The organism is Synechococcus sp. CBW1006, from assembly GCF_015840525.1.
GTDB lineage: Bacteria > Cyanobacteriota > Cyanobacteriia > PCC-6307 > Cyanobiaceae > CBW1002.
The window spans coordinates 436,061-457,451 of record NZ_CP060396.1; the positions used below are offsets into that span (position 1 = coordinate 436,061).

Annotated in this window: 20 protein-coding genes; 12 read left to right on the forward strand and 8 right to left on the reverse strand. The window is 62.8% G+C overall.

Translation table 11 applies throughout. The features are described 5' to 3' along the window. The first annotated feature begins 49 nt into the window (after positions 1-49). Positions 50-1,084: an IS5 family transposase gene (locus tag H8F26_RS02085; RefSeq protein WP_197157164.1), complete on the forward strand. Its 1,035-nt coding sequence runs from the start codon at positions 50-52 to the stop codon at positions 1,082-1,084. A gap of 183 nt (positions 1,085-1,267) precedes the next feature. Here H8F26_RS02085 and H8F26_RS02090 read toward each other — a convergent pair whose 3' ends face one another. Further along, a complete protein-coding gene (locus H8F26_RS02090) occupies positions 1,268-2,866 on the reverse strand; it encodes a photosystem II high light acclimation radical SAM protein (RefSeq protein WP_231598185.1) in 1,599 nt (532 codons plus the stop codon). A 261-nt stretch (positions 2,867-3,127) separates the two neighbouring features. Between H8F26_RS02090 and psbA the strand changes: the two genes are divergently transcribed. After that, complete coding sequence (psbA, locus tag H8F26_RS02095; protein WP_197156957.1) at positions 3,128-4,207, forward strand: photosystem II q(b) protein; 1,080 nt, start codon at positions 3,128-3,130, stop codon at positions 4,205-4,207. A gap of 122 nt (positions 4,208-4,329) precedes the next feature. On the opposite strand, the gene H8F26_RS02100 is transcribed toward psbA, so the two are convergent. After that, positions 4,330-5,223 (reverse strand): SMP-30/gluconolactonase/LRE family protein, encoded by an 894-nt coding sequence (locus H8F26_RS02100; protein WP_197157166.1) that lies wholly within the window; start codon positions 5,221-5,223, stop codon positions 4,330-4,332. A gap of 116 nt (positions 5,224-5,339) precedes the next feature. Here H8F26_RS02100 and H8F26_RS02105 point away from each other — a divergent pair, with 116 nt between their 5' ends. Beyond that, entirely contained in the window at positions 5,340-6,200 is an 861-nt protein-coding gene (locus tag H8F26_RS02105; RefSeq protein ID WP_197157168.1) for a bile acid:sodium symporter, read from the forward strand. Between the two features lie 6 nt (positions 6,201-6,206). On the opposite strand, the gene H8F26_RS02110 is transcribed toward H8F26_RS02105, so the two are convergent. Further along, the gene (locus tag H8F26_RS02110; RefSeq protein ID WP_231605408.1) at positions 6,207-7,145 is read right to left on the reverse strand and encodes a helix-turn-helix domain-containing protein; all 939 of its coding nucleotides are present in this window, start codon (positions 7,143-7,145) and stop codon (positions 6,207-6,209) included. Positions 7,146-7,326: 181 nt separating this feature from the next. Here H8F26_RS02110 and H8F26_RS02115 point away from each other — a divergent pair, with 181 nt between their 5' ends. From H8F26_RS02115 to H8F26_RS02145, 7 genes are all read left to right on the forward strand, one after another. Next, positions 7,327-7,839: a sulfatase-like hydrolase/transferase gene (locus tag H8F26_RS02115; RefSeq protein ID WP_231605409.1), complete on the forward strand. Its 513-nt coding sequence runs from the start codon at positions 7,327-7,329 to the stop codon at positions 7,837-7,839. 46 nt (positions 7,840-7,885) lie between these two features. Next, positions 7,886-9,376, forward strand: coding sequence for an IS66 family transposase (locus H8F26_RS02120; protein ID WP_197153750.1), 1,491 nt, complete (start codon positions 7,886-7,888; stop codon positions 9,374-9,376). A 126-nt stretch (positions 9,377-9,502) separates the two neighbouring features. Next, positions 9,503-10,447, forward strand: coding sequence for a sulfatase-like hydrolase/transferase (locus H8F26_RS02125; protein WP_231605411.1), 945 nt, complete (start codon positions 9,503-9,505; stop codon positions 10,445-10,447). A gap of 133 nt (positions 10,448-10,580) precedes the next feature. Continuing rightward, positions 10,581-11,591 (forward strand): formylglycine-generating enzyme family protein, encoded by a 1,011-nt coding sequence (locus tag H8F26_RS02130; protein ID WP_370594663.1) that lies wholly within the window; start codon positions 10,581-10,583, stop codon positions 11,589-11,591. A 3-nt stretch (positions 11,592-11,594) separates the two neighbouring features. Beyond that, positions 11,595-12,011: a DUF1622 domain-containing protein gene (locus tag H8F26_RS02135; RefSeq protein ID WP_370594664.1), complete on the forward strand. Its 417-nt coding sequence runs from the start codon at positions 11,595-11,597 to the stop codon at positions 12,009-12,011. After that, positions 12,008-12,400 (forward strand): YidH family protein, encoded by a 393-nt coding sequence (locus tag H8F26_RS02140; RefSeq protein WP_197157172.1) that lies wholly within the window; start codon positions 12,008-12,010, stop codon positions 12,398-12,400. The genes H8F26_RS02135 and H8F26_RS02140 overlap by 4 nt, the downstream gene beginning before the upstream one ends. 55 nt (positions 12,401-12,455) lie before the next feature. Then, positions 12,456-13,232, forward strand: coding sequence for a bile acid:sodium symporter (locus H8F26_RS02145; protein ID WP_197157173.1), 777 nt, complete (start codon positions 12,456-12,458; stop codon positions 13,230-13,232). Positions 13,233-13,352: 120 nt separating this feature from the next. Here H8F26_RS02145 and H8F26_RS02150 read toward each other — a convergent pair whose 3' ends face one another. Genes H8F26_RS02150 through H8F26_RS02160 form a run of 3 tightly spaced genes read right to left on the reverse strand, consistent with a single transcriptional unit; the run spans position 13,353 to position 15,421 of the window. Beyond that, positions 13,353-14,600 carry a bifunctional 2-polyprenyl-6-hydroxyphenol methylase/3-demethylubiquinol 3-O-methyltransferase UbiG gene (locus tag H8F26_RS02150; RefSeq protein WP_197157175.1) on the reverse strand — a complete coding sequence of 416 codons (1,248 nt, stop codon included), beginning with the start codon at positions 14,598-14,600 and terminating at the stop codon, positions 13,353-13,355. Between the two features lie 43 nt (positions 14,601-14,643). Continuing rightward, the gene (locus H8F26_RS02155) at positions 14,644-14,982 is read right to left on the reverse strand and encodes a hypothetical protein (RefSeq protein ID WP_197157177.1); all 339 of its coding nucleotides are present in this window, start codon (positions 14,980-14,982) and stop codon (positions 14,644-14,646) included. Then, positions 14,966-15,421 carry a hypothetical protein gene (locus tag H8F26_RS02160; RefSeq protein WP_197157179.1) on the reverse strand — a complete coding sequence of 152 codons (456 nt, stop codon included), beginning with the start codon at positions 15,419-15,421 and terminating at the stop codon, positions 14,966-14,968. Before H8F26_RS02160 ends, H8F26_RS02155 begins: the two co-directional genes overlap by 17 nt. Before the next feature lie 660 nt (positions 15,422-16,081). On the opposite strand from H8F26_RS02160, the gene H8F26_RS02165 reads away from it, so the two are divergent. Together H8F26_RS02165 and aroC are read left to right on the forward strand one after the other, a co-directional pair. Further along, a complete protein-coding gene (locus H8F26_RS02165; RefSeq protein ID WP_231598182.1) occupies positions 16,082-17,464 on the forward strand; it encodes a mechanosensitive ion channel family protein in 1,383 nt (460 codons plus the stop codon). 86 nt (positions 17,465-17,550) lie between these two features. Further along, positions 17,551-18,639 (forward strand): chorismate synthase, encoded by a 1,089-nt coding sequence (gene aroC / locus H8F26_RS02170; protein ID WP_197157183.1) that lies wholly within the window; start codon positions 17,551-17,553, stop codon positions 18,637-18,639. A 47-nt stretch (positions 18,640-18,686) separates the two neighbouring features. On the opposite strand, the gene H8F26_RS02175 is transcribed toward aroC, so the two are convergent. Beyond that, positions 18,687-19,367: a bifunctional 4-hydroxy-2-oxoglutarate aldolase/2-dehydro-3-deoxy-phosphogluconate aldolase gene (locus H8F26_RS02175; protein ID WP_231605412.1), complete on the reverse strand. Its 681-nt coding sequence runs from the start codon at positions 19,365-19,367 to the stop codon at positions 18,687-18,689. A gap of 113 nt (positions 19,368-19,480) precedes the next feature. Continuing rightward, positions 19,481-21,277, reverse strand: coding sequence for an ATP-dependent zinc metalloprotease FtsH3 (gene ftsH3 / locus H8F26_RS02180; protein WP_370594724.1), 1,797 nt, complete (start codon positions 21,275-21,277; stop codon positions 19,481-19,483). Positions 21,278-21,391: the final 114 nt, after the last annotated feature.

A 21,391-nucleotide genomic window follows, 5' to 3' on the forward strand; every position in this document is an offset into this window, starting at 1 on the left:
ATATGCCTAATCTGAGCTAATATTAGATTGATGACATTCTAATTCTGCAGTGGGTCAGAGAGGCTTCTGGGACGAACAGCAAAGAGTCGCAAAGCTCAAGGAGAAGAAGCCGGTTCTTCAGCGACTTTCTGAATCGATCCCTTGGGATTCATTCCGCCCACTGCTTGACAAGGGCTATGTCCATGAGCGCAAGACTAATGCAGGGCGCAAGAGGATTGATCCGCTGATCCTTTTCAAGATGCTCGTTCTCCAGCAGCTTTTCAACCTCAGCGATGAAGAGCTTGAATTTCAGGTGAATGACAGGCGCTCCTTTGAGGAGTTTGTCGGGCTTGGTGTGATGAACAGCATTCCTGATGCCACCACAGTCGCCTTCTTCAGAGAGCGACTGCGCAAGGCGGAAGTTATCGAGGAGCTCTTCGAGATGTTTGAGGCATACCTCCGCTCCCAGGGCCTCCAAGCCCGCGGTGGCCAGATCATCGATGCAACTCTTGTTCCGGTTCCCAAGCAACGCAATACCCGCGAGGAGAACAAAGAAATCAAAGCCGGGAGGCTGCCGGAGGGCTGGGATGAAAACCCAGATCGCTTGCAGCAGAAGGATTTAGATGCTCGCTGGACAAAAAAGAACGGCATCAGTTACTACGGTTACAAGAACAGCATCTGTATCGATGTTGACCATGGATTCATCCGCCGATATGCTGTCACTCCTGCCAACATTCACGACAGCCAGTTGCTCCCACGCTTGCTGGATCCAGAAAACGAACATGACTTTGTTTGGGCAGACTCAGCGTATTCAGGTGAATGCTTTGAGGATCTTCTGAGTCTAGGTGGCTTCGAAAGCCTGATCCATGAAAAAGGTGCTCGCAATCATCCTCTCGGCGACAAAGCCAAGGAACTGAATCGTGTCAAGTCGTCAATCAGAGCTTGTGTGGAGCATGTCTTCGGCTGCATGACTATGTCCATGGGTGGAAAACTGACAAGAAAAATTGGGCTAGAAAGGAATGATGCTTGGTGGGGCCTCAAGAACCTGACCTTCAACTTCCTTCGTTATCTCCAGCGCTCTTCCCATATAGCAACTGTTGCATGAATCTCCCAGAGAAGCTCCCATAGTTCAGGAGATCTCGTCAATAGACGATATAAGGCTCTCATGCTCTGCCGCCTCTTCGGCGGCTTTTTCGTGTCCACAGAGACCTTGCGAATAGCTGATTATTCGAGGTGGCCTAAAGACAGACGGTGTCAACCAGGCCCTGAGGCTGTGGCGACGGCAGCATCAATGGGTGGCGGTGGCCATGGCCCGACGCCCTTCCACCGGCGCATGCAGTGCCTCCTCCAGGGGAGCGGTGCCGTAGTCGCGCTCCAGCAGGGCCATCACGGTGCGACCGAAATCAGCGGGGTTGCGTTCAAAGGCCTCCAGACAGATCCGGCCGAACGTGCTGCCCATCGGCTCGGGGTTCCAGAGCAGCTTGCGGGCCGTCCAGGGGAGCATGCTCATCGGGTCGTAGCCCGGCTGAATCAGGCCCTGCTCGAAGCCATACTGCTCGAGATGGGTGTGGGGCTGCAGGCCGATGAAGAAGATGGCTGGCTCCACCTTGTCGGCGCCGAAGATCCGCTCCAGTTCGCGGTGGTAAGCCACGGTCTGGCGGATCGTCTCGGGCCGCTCATCGATCACGTTGAACGAATAATTCACCGATACATGCTCGCGGAAGCCGGCCCGGGCCAGCAGACGGCAGTTCTCTAAAACAGTGCGCAGGTTGTAGCCCATGCGCATCTTGCGCACCAACTCCTGGGATCCGGAGGTGATACCGATCTCGAAGTAGTCCATGCCGGTGGCCACCATCAGCTCCGCCAGCTCGGCATCGATGTTGTCGGCACGGATGTAGGCGGCCCAGCGGATGTCGGTCATGCCATTGGCCTGGATCGCCCGCAGCAGCTGCTTGGCGTCTTCGATGTAGCGGCGGGCGGGGATGAACTGGGCGTCGGTGAACCAGAAACCGCGCACGCCGCGGTCGTAGAGCTGCCGCATCTCCCGCACCACCTCCTCCACCGGGTTCACCCGCACCGCCTTGCCTTCCACCACGGTGTAAACGCAGTAGCAGCAGTTGTGGGGACAGCCGCGCTTGGTCTGCACCCCCACGTAGAAATCGCCCCCTTCCAGATACCAGTTCAGCTGGGGCCAGATCGTTTCGATGTAGGCGTAGTCGCAGGCGGTCTTGCTCAAGCTCCGCGGCTGCTCGTGAATCAGACCAGGCCTTGGCGCCTCACCCACCACATAACAGCGCTCGCCGCTGAGGGAGTCCCCCCGCAGCAGCTTCTCCAGCAGGGGCTCGCCCTCCCCCACGGACACCACCGTGCCCCGGGGGAGGCTGCGGCCCAGCTGCTCGTAAAACACACTCACAGCGCCGCCACCGATCACGGCACGGGCCTCGGGCGCAAAGCGCCGCGCCCGCCGCAACCCGCGACGCACCAGCCGCAGGTTGCGCCACAGCTCGCCGTAGAAGGCACCCATCAGCCGCAGGCCGCCCATGGCACCGCGCAGCCTCCGCATGGGATTGCGGGCGTAGAACACCTCAAAGGAATTCTGCAGCGGATTGCCGCCCCGGCCGTCCACCGGCGCATAGATCTGAATGTCTCGCCAGGAGAACACCAGCAGGGTGGGGCGGAAGGCCTCGATCGTGTGGAGCAGCACCCGCTCCACATCCAGCACCGGCAAGGCCGCCAGATCAAGAATGCGCTGCGGCAGCCCCGGGAAAACCTTGTGCAGGTGATCGGCCAGGTAGATGGGCCCGATCGGGAAGATGGGGTTGCAGGGCAGTCGCACCAGCAACACCCGGTGCTGGCTCGGGGCGCTCCGATCAGGCAGGGTGCTCACTCCGATCCGGCTCCGGCGGGGTCAATGGTTGACCGGGGTGGACGCTAACAAGCACGACCGGAGGGCGAGGGGGCCAGCCCAGGGGCAGAGGGAGGGGAAGCCGCCCATCCCAGAAACTTCATGAACCCCCTTTACAGAACCGCAACATTCCTTTACGGTCATGAACAGGCGGATCGCCTCTGTGGAGGGTTTCCCCTCAACGGAAATCCGTCCATACCTCTTCCGGAGCCTGCGGGCCCTGGATTACCAACCCCTGTTCTCATGACCACCACTCTCCAGCAGCGCCAAGGCGCTTCTGCGTGGAATCAGTTCTGCGAGTGGGTCACCTCCACCAACAACCGCCTCTATGTGGGCTGGTTCGGTGTGCTGATGATCCCGACGCTGCTGAGCGCCACCATCTGTTTCATCGTTGCCTTCATCGCCGCTCCCCCCGTCGACATCGACGGCATCCGTGAGCCCGTTGCCGGCAGCCTGATCTACGGCAACAACATCATCTCCGGTGCTGTCGTTCCCTCCAGCAACGCCATCGGCCTGCACTTCTACCCCATCTGGGAAGCCGCCAGCCTCGACGAGTGGCTGTACAACGGCGGTCCTTACCAGCTGGTGGTGTTCCACTTCCTGATCGGCGTCTTCGCCTACATGGGCCGCGAGTGGGAACTCTCCTACCGCCTCGGCATGCGCCCCTGGATCTGCGTCGCCTACAGCGCCCCCGTGGCCGCTGCCAGCGCCGTGTTCCTGATCTACCCCTTCGGTCAGGGTTCCTTCTCTGACGGCATGCCCCTCGGCATCTCGGGCACCTTCAACTACATGCTGGTGTTCCAGGCTGAGCACAACATCCTGATGCACCCCTTCCACATGCTGGGTGTGGCCGGTGTGTTCGGCGGCAGCCTGTTCTCCGCCATGCACGGCTCCCTGGTGACCTCGTCGCTGGTGCGTGAAACCACCGAGAGCGAGAGCCAGAACTACGGCTACAAGTTCGGCCAGGAAGAAGAGACCTACAACATCGTGGCTGCACACGGTTACTTCGGTCGCCTGATCTTCCAATACGCCTCCTTCAACAACAGCCGCAGCCTCCACTTCTTCCTGGCTGCCTGGCCTGTGGTGGGCATCTGGTTCACTGCCCTGGGCGTGAGCACGATGGCCTTCAACCTGAACGGTTTCAACTTCAACCAGTCGATCCTCGACGGCCAGGGCCGCGTGGTGAACACCTGGGCCGATGTGCTGAACCGCGCTGGTCTGGGCATGGAAGTGATGCACGAGCGCAACGCTCACAACTTCCCCCTCGATCTGGCCGCCGCCGAAGCCACCCCCGTGGCTCTGATGGCTCCTTCGATCGGCTGAGGCTAAGCCTCTACTCAACAGGCGTTCGAATCATCGATCGCCTTTCGGGCCCTTCTCCTCAGGAGAAGGGCTTTTTTGTGTCTTGGTCTTGGATCAATTCGATCCATCAGCCGGCAAAGCGATCAGCCGGCGAAGCGATCCGCCGCGGAGCCGCACACCCCCACATCCACGCAGAACAGGCCTCCAGCCAAGGGCTGCTGGGCACAGGCCCCGGCCCCGAGGCCACGGCGCGCCGAGGTGATGAACAGACGATCGAGGGACGGGCCTCCAAAGCAGCAGGAGGTGACCTGGCTGCAGGGCAGATCGACGATCCCGATGCAATCGCCGCTGCGGGGGTTCCAGCGGGTCACGGCCGAACCGCCGTACAGGGCGACCCAGAGCATGCCCTCCTGATCGATGGTCATGCCATCGGGCAGGGCGTTCCAGTCGGCGGGAATCTGCAGGCAGATTCGAGCAGGGCCGGCAAGCTCACCATCTGGAGTGAGGGGATAGGCCACCACCTGCAGGGTGGGGGAATCGATCAGATAGAGACAAGACGCCTCCAGGTCCCAGGACAGACCATTGGAAATGCTGAGGTTGGGCACCAGGCACCGACTCTGCAGCGACGGCTCCAGGCACCACAAGGCGCCAGCCCCCGGGGTGAAATCCAGGGCCATCGAGCCAGCCCAGAAGCGGCCCCAGGGGTCGCACTTGCCGTCGTTGAATCGGTTCAGGGGTTGCTGGAGTTCCGGATCGTGCAGCACCGTGAGCTGGCCGGAGCTGGGATCGAGTCGGTGGAAGCCGTTGGCGCAGGCCACCAGCAGATCTCCCCGCTCCGTGGGGACCACACAACCGACCATGGTGCCGAGATCGAGCCAGCGATTGTCCCGGGTCTCCACGTCAAACAGACCAACCCGACCTGCCTCGATATCCACCCAGAGCAGACGATGGGCCTCGGCCCACCAGGTCGGCCCCTCACCCAGCAGCGCGCGGGCGTCCAGAACGCACTCGGCGGACCAACGGGGGAGCGAAGCCATCGACGGATCACCGCTGGCCGGAGTCTGACGCGATGCTCTCTACTCTGCAGGAAAGGGTGGGGAATTTAGGTTGATGCCGATGCCGATCACCCTCGGCCCTTCCCAGCTGAAGCTGAATGATCGCCACCATCACCCTGTTCACGATCATGTTCGCACTGGGAATGGGCCTGCAGCCCCAGGCCTTCGGGGCAATCCTTGAACGACCGGTCCTGTTCGCCCGTGTGCTGGTGGGCTCCTGCGTGGTGGTGCCCCTGATCGCCCTCGGGCTGCTGCTGCTGCCGATCAGCGCCGCCCTCTCCACACCGGCTCGCCTGGCCATCGCCTTGATGGCGATCTGCCCGAGCGCACCTCTGACCCTGCGCAAGGCTGGCAAGAAGGGGGGCGACCGGGAACTGGCTGCGGTGCTGCAGGTCGGCGCCGCCGTGACCGCGATCGTCTCGATCCCCGTTCTGGCGGATGTGTATCGGGCCGCCTTCGCGGTTCAAAGCTGGGATCTGGGCCCCCAGGAAGTGGCCCAGCAGGTGGGCCTGTCCCAGGTGCTGCCTCTGCTGCTGGGGTTGGTGCTGCGCCAGCGCTGGCCGCAATTGGCGCAGCAGTGGCAAGGGCCGCTCGACAAGCTCGCCAACGCCCTCCTGGTTCTGCTGCTGGCCGTGGTACTCGTCACCACGGGCCCCCTGCTCCTTCCCTTCGTGACCGCCAACTGGATCGCCCTGGGATTGATGGCAACCCTGGTGGCGCTTTGCCTGGGGCTGGGCTATGGCCTCGCGGGAGCCGCACGTCACGAGCGGATCACAGTCTCGCTGGTGACCTCGATGCGCAACCCGGGTCTGGCCCTGCTGTTTGCCGGCACCTATGCCCCTGAGATGCCAGCCATCAAGATTGCCATCCTCGTTTACGTGCTGGTCACCGTGGTGCTGTCGATTCCCTTGCTGCAGACGCTGAACCGTCAGCCAGTCCAGGCGAAGGCGAACAGTTGATGGCCGCTAACCGCCCCCAGCCAGGGTCTGGCTGGGAAGCTCGCCGAACAGGCGGCGGTAGTCGCGGGCGAAATGCCCCGCGTTGAGAAAGCCCCAGCGCACAGCCAGCCCACCGATGGACACCGCCCCTGGATGGGCCTCCAGCAGCTCGCGCCGGATGCCATGCAGGCGATGCAACTTGATGTAAGCCATCGGTCCCATGCCGAGATGCTCCTGGAAACCCTGGAGCAGGCTGCGGCGGCCAGCATGAAGCTGGCGGCAGAGGGCATCGAGCGTGATCGGCTCCTGGGGATGCTCCCGCACCCACTGCTGGGCCTGCTTGACCAGCTCAAGCCTGGTGGGAGCTGGGAGGAGGCTGGCCTGGCAGCTGGAGCCCTGAACCATCGCCTCCAGCACCAGGGGCAGCAGGTCGCGGCTGAGCCCTTCGGGCGGCGGCACGGGGCTGGTCAGCAGGGCCAGCAGGAACCCTCGCAGACGACGATGGCGTTCGGGGCTGATCGCGAGGCAATTCGACGCAAGACCGGTGGCTTCGATATCAGCCCAGCCGAGGTCGGTGCTGGAGCGTTTCAAACGACTGGGCTGCAACAGGATCACACCAAGATCCAGAACTTCCGGCGTGGAGAGGTGAACGTCCGAGCGAACATCGAGACCGAACAGCATGTCGGGACCCACGGCCACACCATGCGCCCGCAGCGGAGTAAGGCTGGGGCCAGGGCTCTGGGTGAGATCGAGGGCCAGCACCTGCTGATCAGCGGGCTTCGGTCCAGCGACATGGAGCCTGCGGTTGAGCTGTAACCGCATCAGCCGCAGAGGTCCGAGCCGCCTCAGGGCCAACTGTCCGCGCATGGGGCCATCAGACAGCTGGCAGATCTGCAGATCCAGGCCGGCCTCTGAGAGATGAACGGCCAGCTGTTCAACCCCGTCGAACGAACGCGGCCGATCCATGAAGGCTTGCACTTTTTGAGTGCCCCAAGCTTGCCACCCTCTGCACCATGGGTCAGTGGTGTTTTAGACGCCCTCTCCCGCGCCCCTGAGCGACAGCCATGCCCAACGGAAAGCCCAACGTCCTGATCCTCTGGGGCGACGACATCGCCAGAGCAACCTCAGCTGCTACAGCGATGGGCTGATGGGGTACCAGACCCCCAACATCGACCGGGTGGCCAAAGAGGGAGCCCGCTTCATCCACTACTACGCCGAGCAGAGCTGCACCGCCGGCCGGGCAGCCTTCATCTCCGGCCAGAGCGTGCTCCGCACCGGCCTCAGCAAGGTGGGTCTGCCCGGCGCCAAGGTGGGCTACCAGGACGAAGATCCCACCATCGCCGAGCTGCTCAAGCCCCAGGGCTACCGCACCGGTCAGTTCGGCAAGAACCACTTCGGGGATCGGGATGAATACCTGCCCACGATGCACGGCTTCGACGAATTCTTCGGCAACCTCTATCACCTCAATGCCGAAGAAGAGCCGGAGCTGCGCGACTATCCCCCTGAATCGGATTATCCCAACTTTCGCAAGAACTTCGGCCCCCGCGGCGTGTTGCACTGCTGGGCGAATGGCGACGGCACCCAGCGCATCGAGAACACCGGGTATCCGTTCAGGGGGCGTGACAGCTCGCGGCGAACATCGGCCCTGCTGAACCCTTGACGACAGCTTGATTTCCGGTTGCATCTCAGGTAGAGACCCGCCTGTGATGACCGCACATCCGGCTGGAATTCCAGAAGCCGACTGGCTGGAAACTCCCGCCAGCGTCAGAGCGCTGATCAACGCCCAGCAGCAGGAGATCGAGCTGTTGCGCGGCCAACTCACCTCCTTGGCCACCGAGTTGGCAAACCTGCGTGAGCGGATCGGACGCAGCTCTCGCAACTCATCCAAACCTCCCTCCAGTGATGGTCTGGGTTTTAAGCCGCCAGAACGGCGCAAGGGCAGTGGCCGCAAGCGGGGCGGCCAGCAGGGCCATCCCGGATCCGGACCAGAGCTGCTGTCGATCGAGCGGGTGGATCAGGTGGTGGATCACCACCCTGATGCCTGCCGCCGCTGTGGCACCTTGCTCCAGGGAGAGGATCTCGATCCCCTGCGCCATCAGGTGATCGAGATCCCGCCGATTACCCCGCTGGTGATCGAGCACCGGCTGCATCGCCTGGTCTGCCCCTGCTGTTCCACCAGCACCTGCGCCTCGTTGCCGGCGGATGTGGAGGCCAGTCACTACGGCCCAAGGCTCAGTGCACTGGTGGGCCTGCTGGGCAGTGCCTTTCCGTTGAGTTTCAGCAAGACCCAGGCCCTGCTCCAGCAGCTGGTAGGAGTGGAGATGAGCCGCGGCGCGATTGCACGGGTCCGCCAGCGCTTGAGTGCAGCACTGGAGCAGCCCATGCAGGAGGCCCTTGCTTTTGCCCGCGTGCAGCCGGTGGCCTACGTAGATGAAACTGGCGCCCCCACCGGCAATGCCGACGGCAACAATCCCACTGGAAAGCGGGGCTGGCAGTGGGTCATGGTCACCGCCGTGGTGACGGTATTTGTGCAAGGGCTGAGTCGATCGACGACCGCTGCCATCGAGCTGCTGGGGAACGCCTTTGGCGGGATTGTGGTGAGCGATCGCTTCTCGGCCTACAACCACCTGCCCACCAAGCAGCGCCAGCTGTGCTGGGCGCACCTGATCCGCGACCTGACGGCCATCGCCGAACGCCCGGGCGCCAGCGCTGAATTCGGAGCCCAGCTGCTGGGCCTGCAGCAGCAGCTGTTTGGCCACTGGCACCGCTACAAGGAGGGAAAGATTGACTGGCCCGCCTTGCAGCAAAGCTGCCGGCCGATCCGCCAGACCTTTGAGACCACGCTGCAGCGGGTAGTAGAGCTCGGCTACCAGCGCGGCGAGCGAACGCCTTGGGCCAGCACAGTGCGCACGTGCCAGCAGCTCCAGAAGGTGACAGGTGGGTTGTGGACCTTCCTGGAGAACGAGGGAATAGAGCCCACCAACAACGCCGCAGAACGTGCCCTGCGCCAATCGGTGATTCAGCGCAAGATCAGTCAAGGAGTCCAATCCCGCCAAGGTGCGATCTGCCGGAGCCGCCTGCTCACGGTCACCACTACCCTCAGGCAACAGGGGCGGGATGTCTGGGAGTTCCTGGAGCAGGCCTGGATCGCCCATCACCGCGATGGGGTGATGCCGTCACTGCTGAGCGATCCCTGAAGGCAGAAGAAAGGACAAGGAAGAGTCTCTGATCGCTCAGCGGTGAGCGATCAGGCTTGCATTCGTGCGGTGGGGCGTCCCGACCCCTGAACGCATACGAACACCGGTCCGCTCACCAGGAAGCGGATGGAGACAGCCGACGAAGAGTTCATGAAGGAGGCCAAGCGCTTCATCAGGGATGCAGTGGCCTCCGGCGAGCCCTTCTTCGTGTGGTTCAACACCACCCACATGCACTTCCGCACCCATGCCCGTCCTCAGGACATCGGCCGTTCAGGACGCTGGCAGTCGGAGTATCACGACGTGATGATCTACCACGATCAGTGCATCGGCGAGATGCTCGATCTGCTCGATGAGCTGGGCATCAGCGACGACACGATCGTGATGTACAGCACCGACAACGGTCCCCACATGAACAGCTGGCCCGATGCCGGCATGACCCCCTTCCGCAACGAGAAGAATTCCAACTGGGAAGGGGCCTACCGGGTGCCGTGCCTGGTGCGATGGCCCGGCCACATTGAAGCCGGCACCCTGCTGACCGGCATCGTCAGCCATCTCGACTGGCTGCCCACGATCCTGGCGGCCGCCGGCGAACCGGAGATCAAGCAGAAGTGCCTCGAGGGCTACCAGGTTGGCAACAAGACCTTCAAGGTGCACCTGGATGGCTACAACATGCTCGACTACTGGACCGGAAAAACGGACACCAGCCCTCGGATTGAATACTTCTACTTCTCCGACGACGGTGATCTCACGGCCATGCGCTACGACAACTGGAAGATCGTGTTCATGGAGCAGCGTGCCACCGGCACTCTGCAGATCTGGATGGAGCCTTTCACCGTGTTGCGCATCCCCAAGATCTTCAATCTGCTCACCGATCCCTATGAGCGGGCCGACATCACCTCCAACACCTATTTTGACTGGCTGCTCGACCATGTCTTCCTGCTGATTCCCGCCCAGGCGAGGGTGGCTGAGGCCCTGGAAACCCTCAAGGCCTTCCCACCCCGCCAGAAGGCGGCCAGCTTCACGGTGAGCGATGCAATGGACAAGATCACCTCCACCCTCGGAAGTTCCTGAGGCCGGCCATTGCCGTCAGGGCCCGTTTCCACCTGGGCCACTGTCTTCACAGCAGGCCTGTCTTCAGCGGCCATGTCATCAGCGACTCCGGCTTCAACGGCCCTGACACATCGCCCCTCTCTTATTGCTCCACTTGGCCAGAACCACCCGCCAGACCAGCACCATGCAGCCCGGGAAAAACCAACCCGGTCGCCCCCCGGCCCGTGACATGGTGTGGATTCCGGGGGGCGCCTTCTGGATGGGCTCCGATGATCACTACCCCGAGGAGGCTCCGGCCCACCGGGTGACCGTGGAGGGGTTCTGGATCGACCGAACCCTGGTCACCAACACCCAGTTCCAGAAGTTCGTGAAGGCCACCGGCCACATCACCCTGGCCGAACGGCCGGCCGATCCGGCCGACTATCCCGGCGCCGACCCGGCGATGCTGCAACCGTCCTCGATTGTGTTCGCACCGCCAGATCGGCCTGTGGGGACAGGAGATCCCTACCGCTGGTGGACCTACCAGCCCGGCGCCAACTGGCGCCATCCCGAAGGACCGGGCAGCTCGATCAAGGGGCGTGAACACCATCCTGTGGTGCACGTGGCCTATGAAGACGCGCAGGCCTACGCCACCTGGATCGGTAAACAACTTCCCACCGAGGCCGAGTGGGAGCGGGCCGCCCGCGGCGGGTTGGATCAGGTCGAGTTCGCCTGGGGGAGCGAGCTCCATCCGGGCGGCCGCATGCTCGCCAACACCTGGCAAGGGGAGTTTCCTCACCAAAACACCCGCGAAGACGGCTACGAGCGCACCTCCCCGGTGGGGGCATTCCCCGCCAATGGCTACGGCCTGTCTGACTGCATCGGCAACGTCTGGGAATGGACCGTGGATTGGTATCAGCACCACGGTGCCGATGCCGAGATCCAACGCCATCAGCGACAGCCGAAAGAGGGCTGCTGCACCATCCCCAACCCCAGGGGCGGCTCCCGCGAGGCCAGCATTGACCCCACCTCCCAGCACCTGGGCATTCCCCGCAAGGTGGTCAAAGGGGGCTCGTTCCTTTGCGCCCCCAGTTATTGCCGCCGCTATCGACCGGCGGCGCGCATGGCCCAGGGCATCGATACCTCGACGTGTCATATGGGCTTTCGCTGCATCGTGCGGAGCTGATCAGTGGCGCTGACAACCCTGATGAAGATGGGGATGAATCAGATCGCAGAAACGCTGCGGCTATGCCTGGAGTTTCTGTCGGTGTTGTGCGTGGCCACTGGCTTGGTGATCACGTTGCTGCAGGGATTCTGGCCGCAGGGATTTCGCCATCGCGTCAAGCGCCGCCAAGACCAGAGATCATTAAATCGAGCTCGTCTAACCTTCGGCAGCTGGCTGTCTTTAGCATTGGAATTTCAGCTGGGGGCCGACATCGTGGCTACAACCACGACACCATCAAAGCAAAACCTGATCCAATTAGCCACCATTGCCGTGATCAGAACCTTCCTGAATATCTTTCTGGCGAGGGAACTTGAAGCAGAGCAAACTTTTGAAGACAACACCAGAAAGCTGGCAACGGTTCTCGGCCAGGAATCAAAATGACCGCCAATCTCAACAACGAACTAGCCAAGGAGCGCAGCCGGGCAGCCGCCGAGCGCACCATGATGGCCTGGATCCGCACCTGCCTGTCGCTGATCAGTTTCGGGTTCGGCCTCGACAAGATCATCGGCGCCATCGAGCGCTCGCGCTTTGAAGGCAGCTCCCATGCCAGCATGAGTGTGCGATTGGTGGCAATCGGATTCGTACTCACAGGCATTCTGGCGATGGCAGCGGCAACTCGCCAGCACCTGCGCGTGCTTAAACGATTGATGCGTGACGACTTCGTTTATGTCAATCAGACATCGATCGCCATCTTCACGGCTGTCGCACTGACTCTGATCGGCATCGTTGCCCTGGCCCTGTTGATTTCCGGAGCCTCTGTCTCCCGATGATGAGCTGAAACCTCAGGCCGCCTCGTAACACTTCAGTTCTGCTGCATCATTCACCATGCCTCCCATCATCACCTGGTTGGTGAGTGCCACCATCTTTACGGTCATGTTTGCCCTTGGGCTGGGGCTGCACGGATCCTCATTCGCCTTGACGCGGCATCACCCCGGTGTGCTCAGCCGGATCCTGATCGGCACCTGCCTGCTGGTTCCCCTCACAGGGCTTCTGCTGCTGGAGCTTCCTGTGGCGGAAGATCTTTCCACCGCGGCCAAGTTCGCCATTGCTCTGATGGTGATCTGCCCGAGCGCCCCTCTGGCACTGCGTCGGGCGAGTGCGCAGAGCAGATCTGCCGAGCTGGCGGCCCGGATTCAGGTATCGGCAGCCATAGTGGCGATTATCACAATTCCCTTGCTGGCGCAACTGTTCACCGCGATCAAACCGGTGACGGGGTGGAACATCAGCCCGGTTGAAGTCGCCCTGCAGGTCACCCGGGTTCAACTGATACCGCTGGCAGCGGGGCTGCTGGTGAAAACCTGGAGACCCGCATGGGCAGAGCGATGGAGCAGCACCATCAACAAAGTGGCCACGGCGCTGCTGGTGCTGATGATCGTGGTGTTACTTGTGATGACAAGCGGCGACCTGATTCCATTCCTGACGAAGAATAGTCTCGGCCTTGTCTTCATGATCGCCATGGTCGTGATCAGCTTCGGCATCGGCTATGGCTTGGCCGGGCCTGGACCGAACGAACGACCAGTTGTCGCTTTGGTGACGAGCACAAGGAACCTGGGACTGGCAGCTCAGCTTCCGTGGTTTATGGGTCAACCATTCAAGGGCTGATTCCTGCCGTGCTGTCGTACACATTGATCAGCCTGGTGTTCTCCACTATTCTCCTGAATCTGTTGGCGCGCCGAACAAACAGCCCGCTGAGCTGAGTCATCCCCAAGGGGGGCAGACACTTCAGTTGGGGGCGTCTTTGCTGGGTGATCCATCGAACACAATCTGGTCATACTGCCAAAGGCGCCTGAAGAAACGAAGGGCCCGCTTCTCACCGCTAGCCATCTTCGCCGTCTGCACAATCTCGCCCAGGGTTCGCTCCCCATCGATTGCGCCCAACAAACTGGCCTGGTCGCTGTCGATCGGGAGGATCAGATCAGAGCAGGTATGGGCCTGGTTGAGCAGGATCGCCGTTGCACCAGCTGGAAGTCGCTCCCGTACCTTCAGCGTCCAGGGAATCCGAAGCGGGATCAGACCTCTCCAGCCATCATCACGGCGAGAACGCTGCTGCGGAGCCAGGGGATCGGGCCGGTTGATTCCAGCATCCTCCTGCCGAAAAGCCGTGAAATAGTGCTTGGTGATCGTTCCCCGGAACAGTTCCACCGCCGCATGCTGGGACGGAGACGGCAGCGCTCCCAGCTGCGCAGCATGGGGTGTCTGCGCCACCACACCACACTGGGGCAGATAGGGAGCCTGCTCCATCCAACGGCCAAAGGCCATGCCGCATCGGTCGAGCCACGCATGCAACTGGGGAACGCTGTAGGCCCGGTCCTGGGGATGGAGGAGCGCGTCGACGAGCGCATCAGGATGCAGAAAGTCCTTGGTGGCGCGCATCACACTGGCGAGGGGATGCTGCGGGGGAAGCGTCTGCAACGTGGCACTGAGAGCCTCGAGGTCCTGATCGGAACTGCCGATGTCCAGCAAACGGCAATAGTCCTGCAGCATGTAGAGGCCCGATCGTCCGTAGAGGGCATAGACCATCAACTGCATGGCCCCCTGGGGATTCAGCGCATCCCGCAGCGCCTTCAATCCCTGGTCAGGATCAGGCAAGTGATGCAGCACACCGGTGCAGATGATCTGATCAAACCTCTGGTTCAGCTCACCAATCTGCTCAATCGGCAGTTGATGGAGCTTCAGGTTGGTGATTCCGTGTTTCTGCTGAAGCAGCCGTGTATGGCAGAGGCTGGCTTCGCTGATGTCGATCCCCACCACCCTTGCATCTGGCTCCCTCAGGGCGATCGCTGCAGCCTGGGAGGTGCCGCAGCCTGCCACCAGAATCGTGCGGGAGGCCCGATAGGGAAGGGTCGGCCAGAGCAGGCGAAACATCACCCGGCGTCGCAAGGGATCGCGATAGAGCTCGACGAGGCGATCGAGATCCTTCGGAGGCGCAGGATAGGGATGGCGTTCGTAGAACGTTTGAACGGCAGTCATCAACGAGGCGCCATCAAGCAAGAAACCGTGGTGTGAGGCCCTTTCAGAAGAAGAACTTCAGGCCCACCTCGACACCGTTCTGATAACTGGTATACCCACTGGCTCGACTGCTGGCGCCGTTGTCGTAGTCAATCCCCAGATAACGCCAGGAGACATTGAGATCCGTATTGTTGCCCACCGCATAGCCAAGGCCCACCTGGGCATTGCCGGATAGATCCCTGGCGCCGGAGAGCCCCCAGCCCCCCAAATCGGCACGGGCGAAGGCGCGCAGCTTCGGCGAGAGAAACACCGTGGCCTGGGTACCCACCAGAGGTTGCACCCAGGTTCGGCCGAAGCTGCCCTCCCGTTCCACACGCAGCCCACGGTCACCATTGCCACGCACCTGAGCCGAGACATCCAGGTTGGCCTGGAGCAGCCGAATCCCGGCATAGGGAATCACGCTGTGCGCCCGGCTTGCCGATCGCGGATTCCGGCGCACCGAAGCGGTAGCGGAGGGCCAGGTCATACATCCCCTGAATGGCGGTGAGCGACCCCTGCCCGGTGAAACGCCCCCGACTGGTGGTGCGGGTGGTCTGATCCCCGACCCGGGCATAGCTGAGATCGGTCAGCAGACCGATGCGGCCATATTCAACGCTGCCACGTGCAGACGTGGCCGACTGGAGGCGTGAGATCAAGTCGCCGAGATCAAGATCCGTGTCGGCCGAGAAGCCCCGAATCGTTGTGGTACCGGTCAGGCGAATCGGCAGAAATCCATACAATTCAACCGTGCTCGCCCAGACCTTTGGATCCGCCTCGATTCGGGCCTCCTCAGGGACCGGCATGGGCGACTCCGCCGGAGCCTCCTCGATGGGTTATGCCTCCAAGGGCTCAGTCCATCCAGGCAAACCTGTGGTGATCAGCCAGACCCCCAGAACACATCCACCAAGCCGATCCGTTGCGAACCGAACTGATCGATTCATTCGACAGGGCCCGTCTAGAAGCATGCGGTAGTAGAAACGTACCCAATCTTACCTCAGCAAACTGGTCAGATTCGGGGCCAAAGCCCGTTGCCCATTCGTAACAAGCAGCCCCGCAGCAGCGCCACTCTCCTAAACCTGATCCACTCAGGAGTCGTCCGGCTCCCCCACCGTCCCCAGATCCCACCGATGGTCAGGTTTTGGCTGCGTCCTTGGTTTCGGCTGTTCCATGCCCTCCTGATCGCACCCCGGCCACCGAGGCGGGCAGGACGAGCGGGGCTGACGCTGGCGGCGGGGCTGTTGGCGGGGCTATTGGTTTGGGGTGGCATGGAGGGCCTGTCAACGACCGCCACAGTTGCTGCTCCAGCCACGGACAGCAAGCCATGGTGCAGCGCAAAACCGGTGTGGTTCACCCTCGAAGGACGCCAGGTCCTCGAGCTTCGCTCGGCAATCGGCGCCCAGGAGCCCTCCGACGTGGCCCGCAGAGGCAGCTTCATGCTCAAGAAACTGGCAGATAACAACAGAGTGCAGCCCAAGCAGATTGAAGTACTGGAAGACAATCCCTATACCCTGATCGGCATCCGCGGAGCTGGTTCAGATCCATTCCTGCGGCTGATGGCCGTGGATGATCGGGTCGCCCAGTGTTTTGATCTCAGCCGTCAACAACTAGCCATCCGCTACCGCGATCAGCTCCGGGGAGCCATCAGCTCTTACCGCAGCAACAACAGTCTCTCCAGTTGGTTGCGGGGCACAGCACTGGCTCTCCTGGTGCTCGGAATTTACGTGCTCTGGATCCGCTGGCAAGCCGCATTGCATACGCGCCTTCAGCAGAGCATTTCTCAACTGGATGGAATCAGGCTAGGTCGATTCCAGATCGGCACCAATGCTCTTCTAAGTACAGCCCAGATCACACGAGTTCTGACCCTACTCCTGCGCTTTGTCCACTGGGGTCTGCTACTGCTGATCAGCTACCTGCTGATTCCTCTGCTGCTCGGACTGTTTCCACCCACCAGCGCCATGGCGGAAGGCCTGCGGGAACAACTGCTCAGCGTGGTGAGTGCCGTCTTCAACGGGGTGGTGAGTTCCATCCCGGATCTACTCGCGATCGTGTTGATCCTGGCCCTCACCATCGGCGTGATGCGGCTCAGCACCTTCTGCTTCCGCGCCCTGGAGCGCGGCCACCTGCGCTTCGCCTGGTTTTACCCCGAGTGGGCGCGGCCAACGGGCCGGATCGCGGCCGTTCTGATCCTGGTGGGCGGTCTGGTGATCGCCTATCCCTACATCCCCGGCACCAGCACCAAGGCCTTCCAGGGTGCCGGCCTGTTCGTGGGCGTGCTGGCCGCCCTCGGCTCCAGCGCGATCGCCTCCAACATCATCAGCGGCCTGATGCTGATCTACACCCGCGCCTTCACCGAGGGGGATCGGGTGATGATCGATGGCGTGGTGGGACTGGTACAGGAACGGGATCTGTTGGTGACCCGGATTCGCACACCACGCAACGAACTGGTGAGCATTCCCAATGCCGCGGTGATTGCCGCCTCCGTGACCAACTACAGCTTCTCCCGGCGAGAGTTGAGCACTCCCGTCGCCCTGTCCACCACAATCACCATCGGCTACGACGTGCCGTGGAGAAAAGTGCATGAGCTGATGCTTTCGGCCGCCAGGAGTGCACCGGGAATTTCAGAGGAGATCGAACCGTTCGTGCTGCAGACCGCGCTTAACGACTTCCATATCAGTTATGAGCTCACCGCCTTCGTCAAAGACGTGGATCTCTACCGACGCACCCTCTCGGACGTGTTGGCCGCGCTGCAGGATTGCTTCGCGGCCGCCGAGGTGGAGATTCTCTCGCCCGGCTATCACGCCATCCGCAACGGCAATGCCAGCACCTTGCCCAAGGGCGAAGGCTGAACCCCAGCGGCTCAAAGCAAAGTGTCCCGTCGCCTTCGCTGCGGCGGCAGGAGCGTCCCCTACGCTCGCGTCAACGTGACGCCGCCATGGGCAGCAGCTTCGGCACCCTGTTTCGCATCAGCACCTTCGGCGAATCCCACGGCGGCGGCGTCGGGGTGATCGTCGACGGCTGCCCGCCGCGGCTGCCACTCGATCTGGAAGCCATCCAGGCCGAACTGGACCGACGCAAACCGGGGCAGAGCCGCATCACCACACCGCGCAAGGAGGATGACCGGGTCGAGATCCTCAGCGGCCTGCTGGACGGTGTGACCCTGGGCACCCCCATCGCCATGGTGGTGCGCAACAAGGATCAGCGCCCCGGCGACTACAAGGAGATGGCGGTGGCCTTTCGGCCGTCCCACGCCGATGCCACCTACCAGGCCAAATACGGCATTCAGGCCCGCAGCGGCGGTGGCAGGGCATCGGCGCGGGAAACCATCGGCCGGGTGGCTGCCGGCGCCATTGCCAAGCAACTGCTGGCCCATTGCCATGGCACCGAGGTGCTGGCCTGGGTGAAGCGGATCCACACCATCGAGGCGGCCATCAACCCGGCGGCGGTGACCCTGGAGAAGGTGGAAGCCAACATCGTGCGCTGCCCCGATGGCGAGAGCGCCGCGCGCATGATCGAGCGGATCGAAGCGATCGGGCGCGACGGGGATTCCTGCGGCGGCGTGATCGAGTGCGTGGTGCGCCAGGCCCCGATGGGGCTCGGCATGCCGGTGTTCGACAAGCTCGAAGCCGACCTGGCCAAGGCTGTGATGTCGCTGCCTGCCACCAAGGGCTTCGAGATCGGCTCCGGCTTCGGCGGCACCCTGCTCAAGGGGAGCGAGCACAACGACGCCTTCCTGCCCAGCGACGAGGGACGCCTGCACACGGCCACCAACAACTCCGGCGGGATCCAGGGGGGCATCAGCAACGGTGAGGACATCGTGCTGCGGGTGGCCTTCAAGCCCACCGCCACAATCCGCAAGGAACAACAGACGATCGACGCCAGCGGCGCCGCCACAACCCTGGCCGCCAAGGGGCGCCACGACCCCTGTGTGCTGCCGCGAGCGGTGCCTATGGTGGAGGCCATGGTGGCCTTGGTACTGGCCGACCACCTGCTGCGTCAGCAGGGCCAGTGCAGCCTCTGGTGAACGCAGCAGCGCCACCAGGATGCAGGTTGAGATCAGTCAGTCGCGGTTCAATCTGCCGCCGTCGCCGCTTCTGAGGCCGGCCCGATGCGGCCGAGCTCGACAAGCAGGAGCCGCAAGGGCTCCAGAGGCTGGACGGCTGCGTCAGCCTCCTCCCCCGGGCAAGGCAAGTCGTCTGAACGATCCAGGCTGAGCGACGAGCCCAGGGCCACCGCATCGACGCCGCTGCGCAGCCAGGGGATCACATCCGCAGGCGACAGGCCGCCTGCCGCGATGCAGAACGGCAGTGCGCCGAGCGGCGCTCGCAGGCCTGACCAGTAGGCGCGGCCCAGAGCGTGCGCCGGAAAGAGCTTCACCAGCGGAGACCCGAGCAACCGGGCCTGATGCACTTCGGTGGGGCTCATCACGCCAGGCACCAGGGTGATGCCGGCCGCAGCCGCCTGCTGCACCAGCTCGCCATCCAGGATCGGCGACACCACGTAGGAAAAGCCCGCCGCTGAGCAATCAGCCAGGGCTTCGACCGTGCAGACCGAGGCCGCCCCAAGCCTCAGACCTGGAAAGGCGGCGATCAACTCGCGGCATTGGGGGCGCCAGTGCGGAGACTCCTGGAACGCCAGTTCAACATGACGCAGGCCCAGCTCGACCAGCCGCTCCAGAAGCGGAGCGGCATCAAGCGGGGCTTGGGGACGTAGAACCAGCAGCAGCGGCTGCCTCCGCAAGCTGGGAATCAAGCCGGCCGGATCAGCGGCAACCGCAGCGGAGGGCCTCAAAGGAGAATCACAGCGAGACGGATCCACCGGTGCCAGTGCCGGTGCAGGTCAAGCGCACCGGATCAACAGATCGGTCACACGTATTCGGCCACACGCACATCGCGGCGCACCAGCAACTCCTGCAGATCCTCGGCGTCCACAGTCTCCTTCTCCACCAGCATTTCGGCCAGTTCGTCAAGGACGGGGCGGTTGGAGCTCAACACCTCGTTGGCTCGCTTGTAGGCCTCAGCTACCAGCTCGCTCACCTCCTCATCGATCGCAGCAGCGGTGTCTTCGGAGAAATCGCGCTCGGCAGCAATATCGCGGCCAAGGAACATGCCCCCCTGACTGCGGCCCAGGGCCACAGGGCCGAGCCGATCGCTCATGCCGAAACGGGTCACCATCTGGCGGGCCACCCGAGCCACCTGCTGCAGGTCGTTGGAAGCGCCGGTGGTCACCTCATCTTCGCCGTAGACGATCTCCTCAGCGACACGGCCGCCCAGGGCAACGGCCATCTGGTTCTGAAGATAGGCGCGGGAATAGAGGCCAGACTCCATGCGTTCTTCGCTGGGGGTGAAGAAGGTGAGGCCGCCAGCGTTGCCGCGGGGAATGATCGAGATCTTCTGCACCGGGTCGTAATCCGGCATCAACGCTCCCACCAGGGCATGGCCGGCTTCGTGATACGCCACCAGGCGCTTGCGCTTCTCACTCATCACCCGATCCTTCTTCTCCGGACCAGCCATCACCCGCTCGATGGCATCGTTCACCTCATCCATGGAGATCTCAGTGAGCTGGTGACGGGCCGCCAGGATCGCCGCCTCATTGAGGAGGTTGGCCAGGTCAGCCCCGGTGAAACCGGGGGTGCGGCGGGCGACCTTGTCGAGGTCTACATCCTTGGCCAGGGTCTTGCCGCGGGCGTGCACCTCAAGAATCTGGAGGCGGCCAGAGTAATCGGGCCGGTCCACCACCACCTGGCGATCAAAACGACCGGGACGCATCAGGGCCTGATCCAGCACATCCGGACGGTTGGTGGCCGCCACGATGATGATGCCGGTGTTGCCCTCGAAGCCATCCATCTCGGTGAGCAGCTGGTTGAGGGTCTGCTCCCGTTCGTCGTTGCCACCACCAAGGCCGGCGCCGCGCTGACGACCCACCGCATCGATCTCGTCGATGAACACGATGCAGGGGGCATTCTTCTTGGCCTGCTCGAACAGGTCGCGCACGCGGCTGGCGCCGACGCCCACGAACATCTCCACGAATTCCGAACCGGAAATCGAGAAGAAGGGCACGCCGGCCTCGCCGGCAACGGCTTTGGCCAGCAGGGTCTTGCCGGTGCCAGGAGGGCCCACCAGCAGCACGCCTTTGGGAATCTTGGCGCCAACGGCCGTGAAGCGGTCCGGATTCTTGAGGAAGTCGACCACCTCGGTGAGCTCGAGCTTGGCCCCTTCAATGCCGGCCACATCGCCGAAGGTGACCTGGGTCTGGGGCTCCATCTGCACCCGCGCCTTGCTCTTGCCGAAGCTCATCGCCGGGTTACCGCCACCGCCCTGGGCGCGGCGCAGCAGGAAGAACAGACCACCGAGCAGCAGCAGCGGGAAGATCAGGCTGCCCACGGCCTGCTGCCAGGCCGCCGGCTCGCGGCTGGGCTGCACGGCGATGTCCACATCGTGATCGGTGAGCAGCTTCAGCAGATCCTTGTCAGGAGCGAGGTTGACCACGGCGCGGCGGCCGTCGTTCTCGACCACCTGGGCGGTGCCCCGATCAGGGGAGATCAGCACGCGCGAGACCTCATTGCCCTGAACCGCCTCGACGAAATCGCTGTAGCGGAGCGTGCGGGGCGCATTGGCCGGATCGGGACGATCCAGGAAGGCGGTGCCCACCGCAATCACCACCACGGCCAACAGGACGTAAAGCCCCGCATTGCGCCAACCCTTCTTCGCCACTCGACTCTCCGCTCAAGGAAGTAAAGGAATGTTAACCGCCCTCAGGATCGGGCGGTTGGGGGC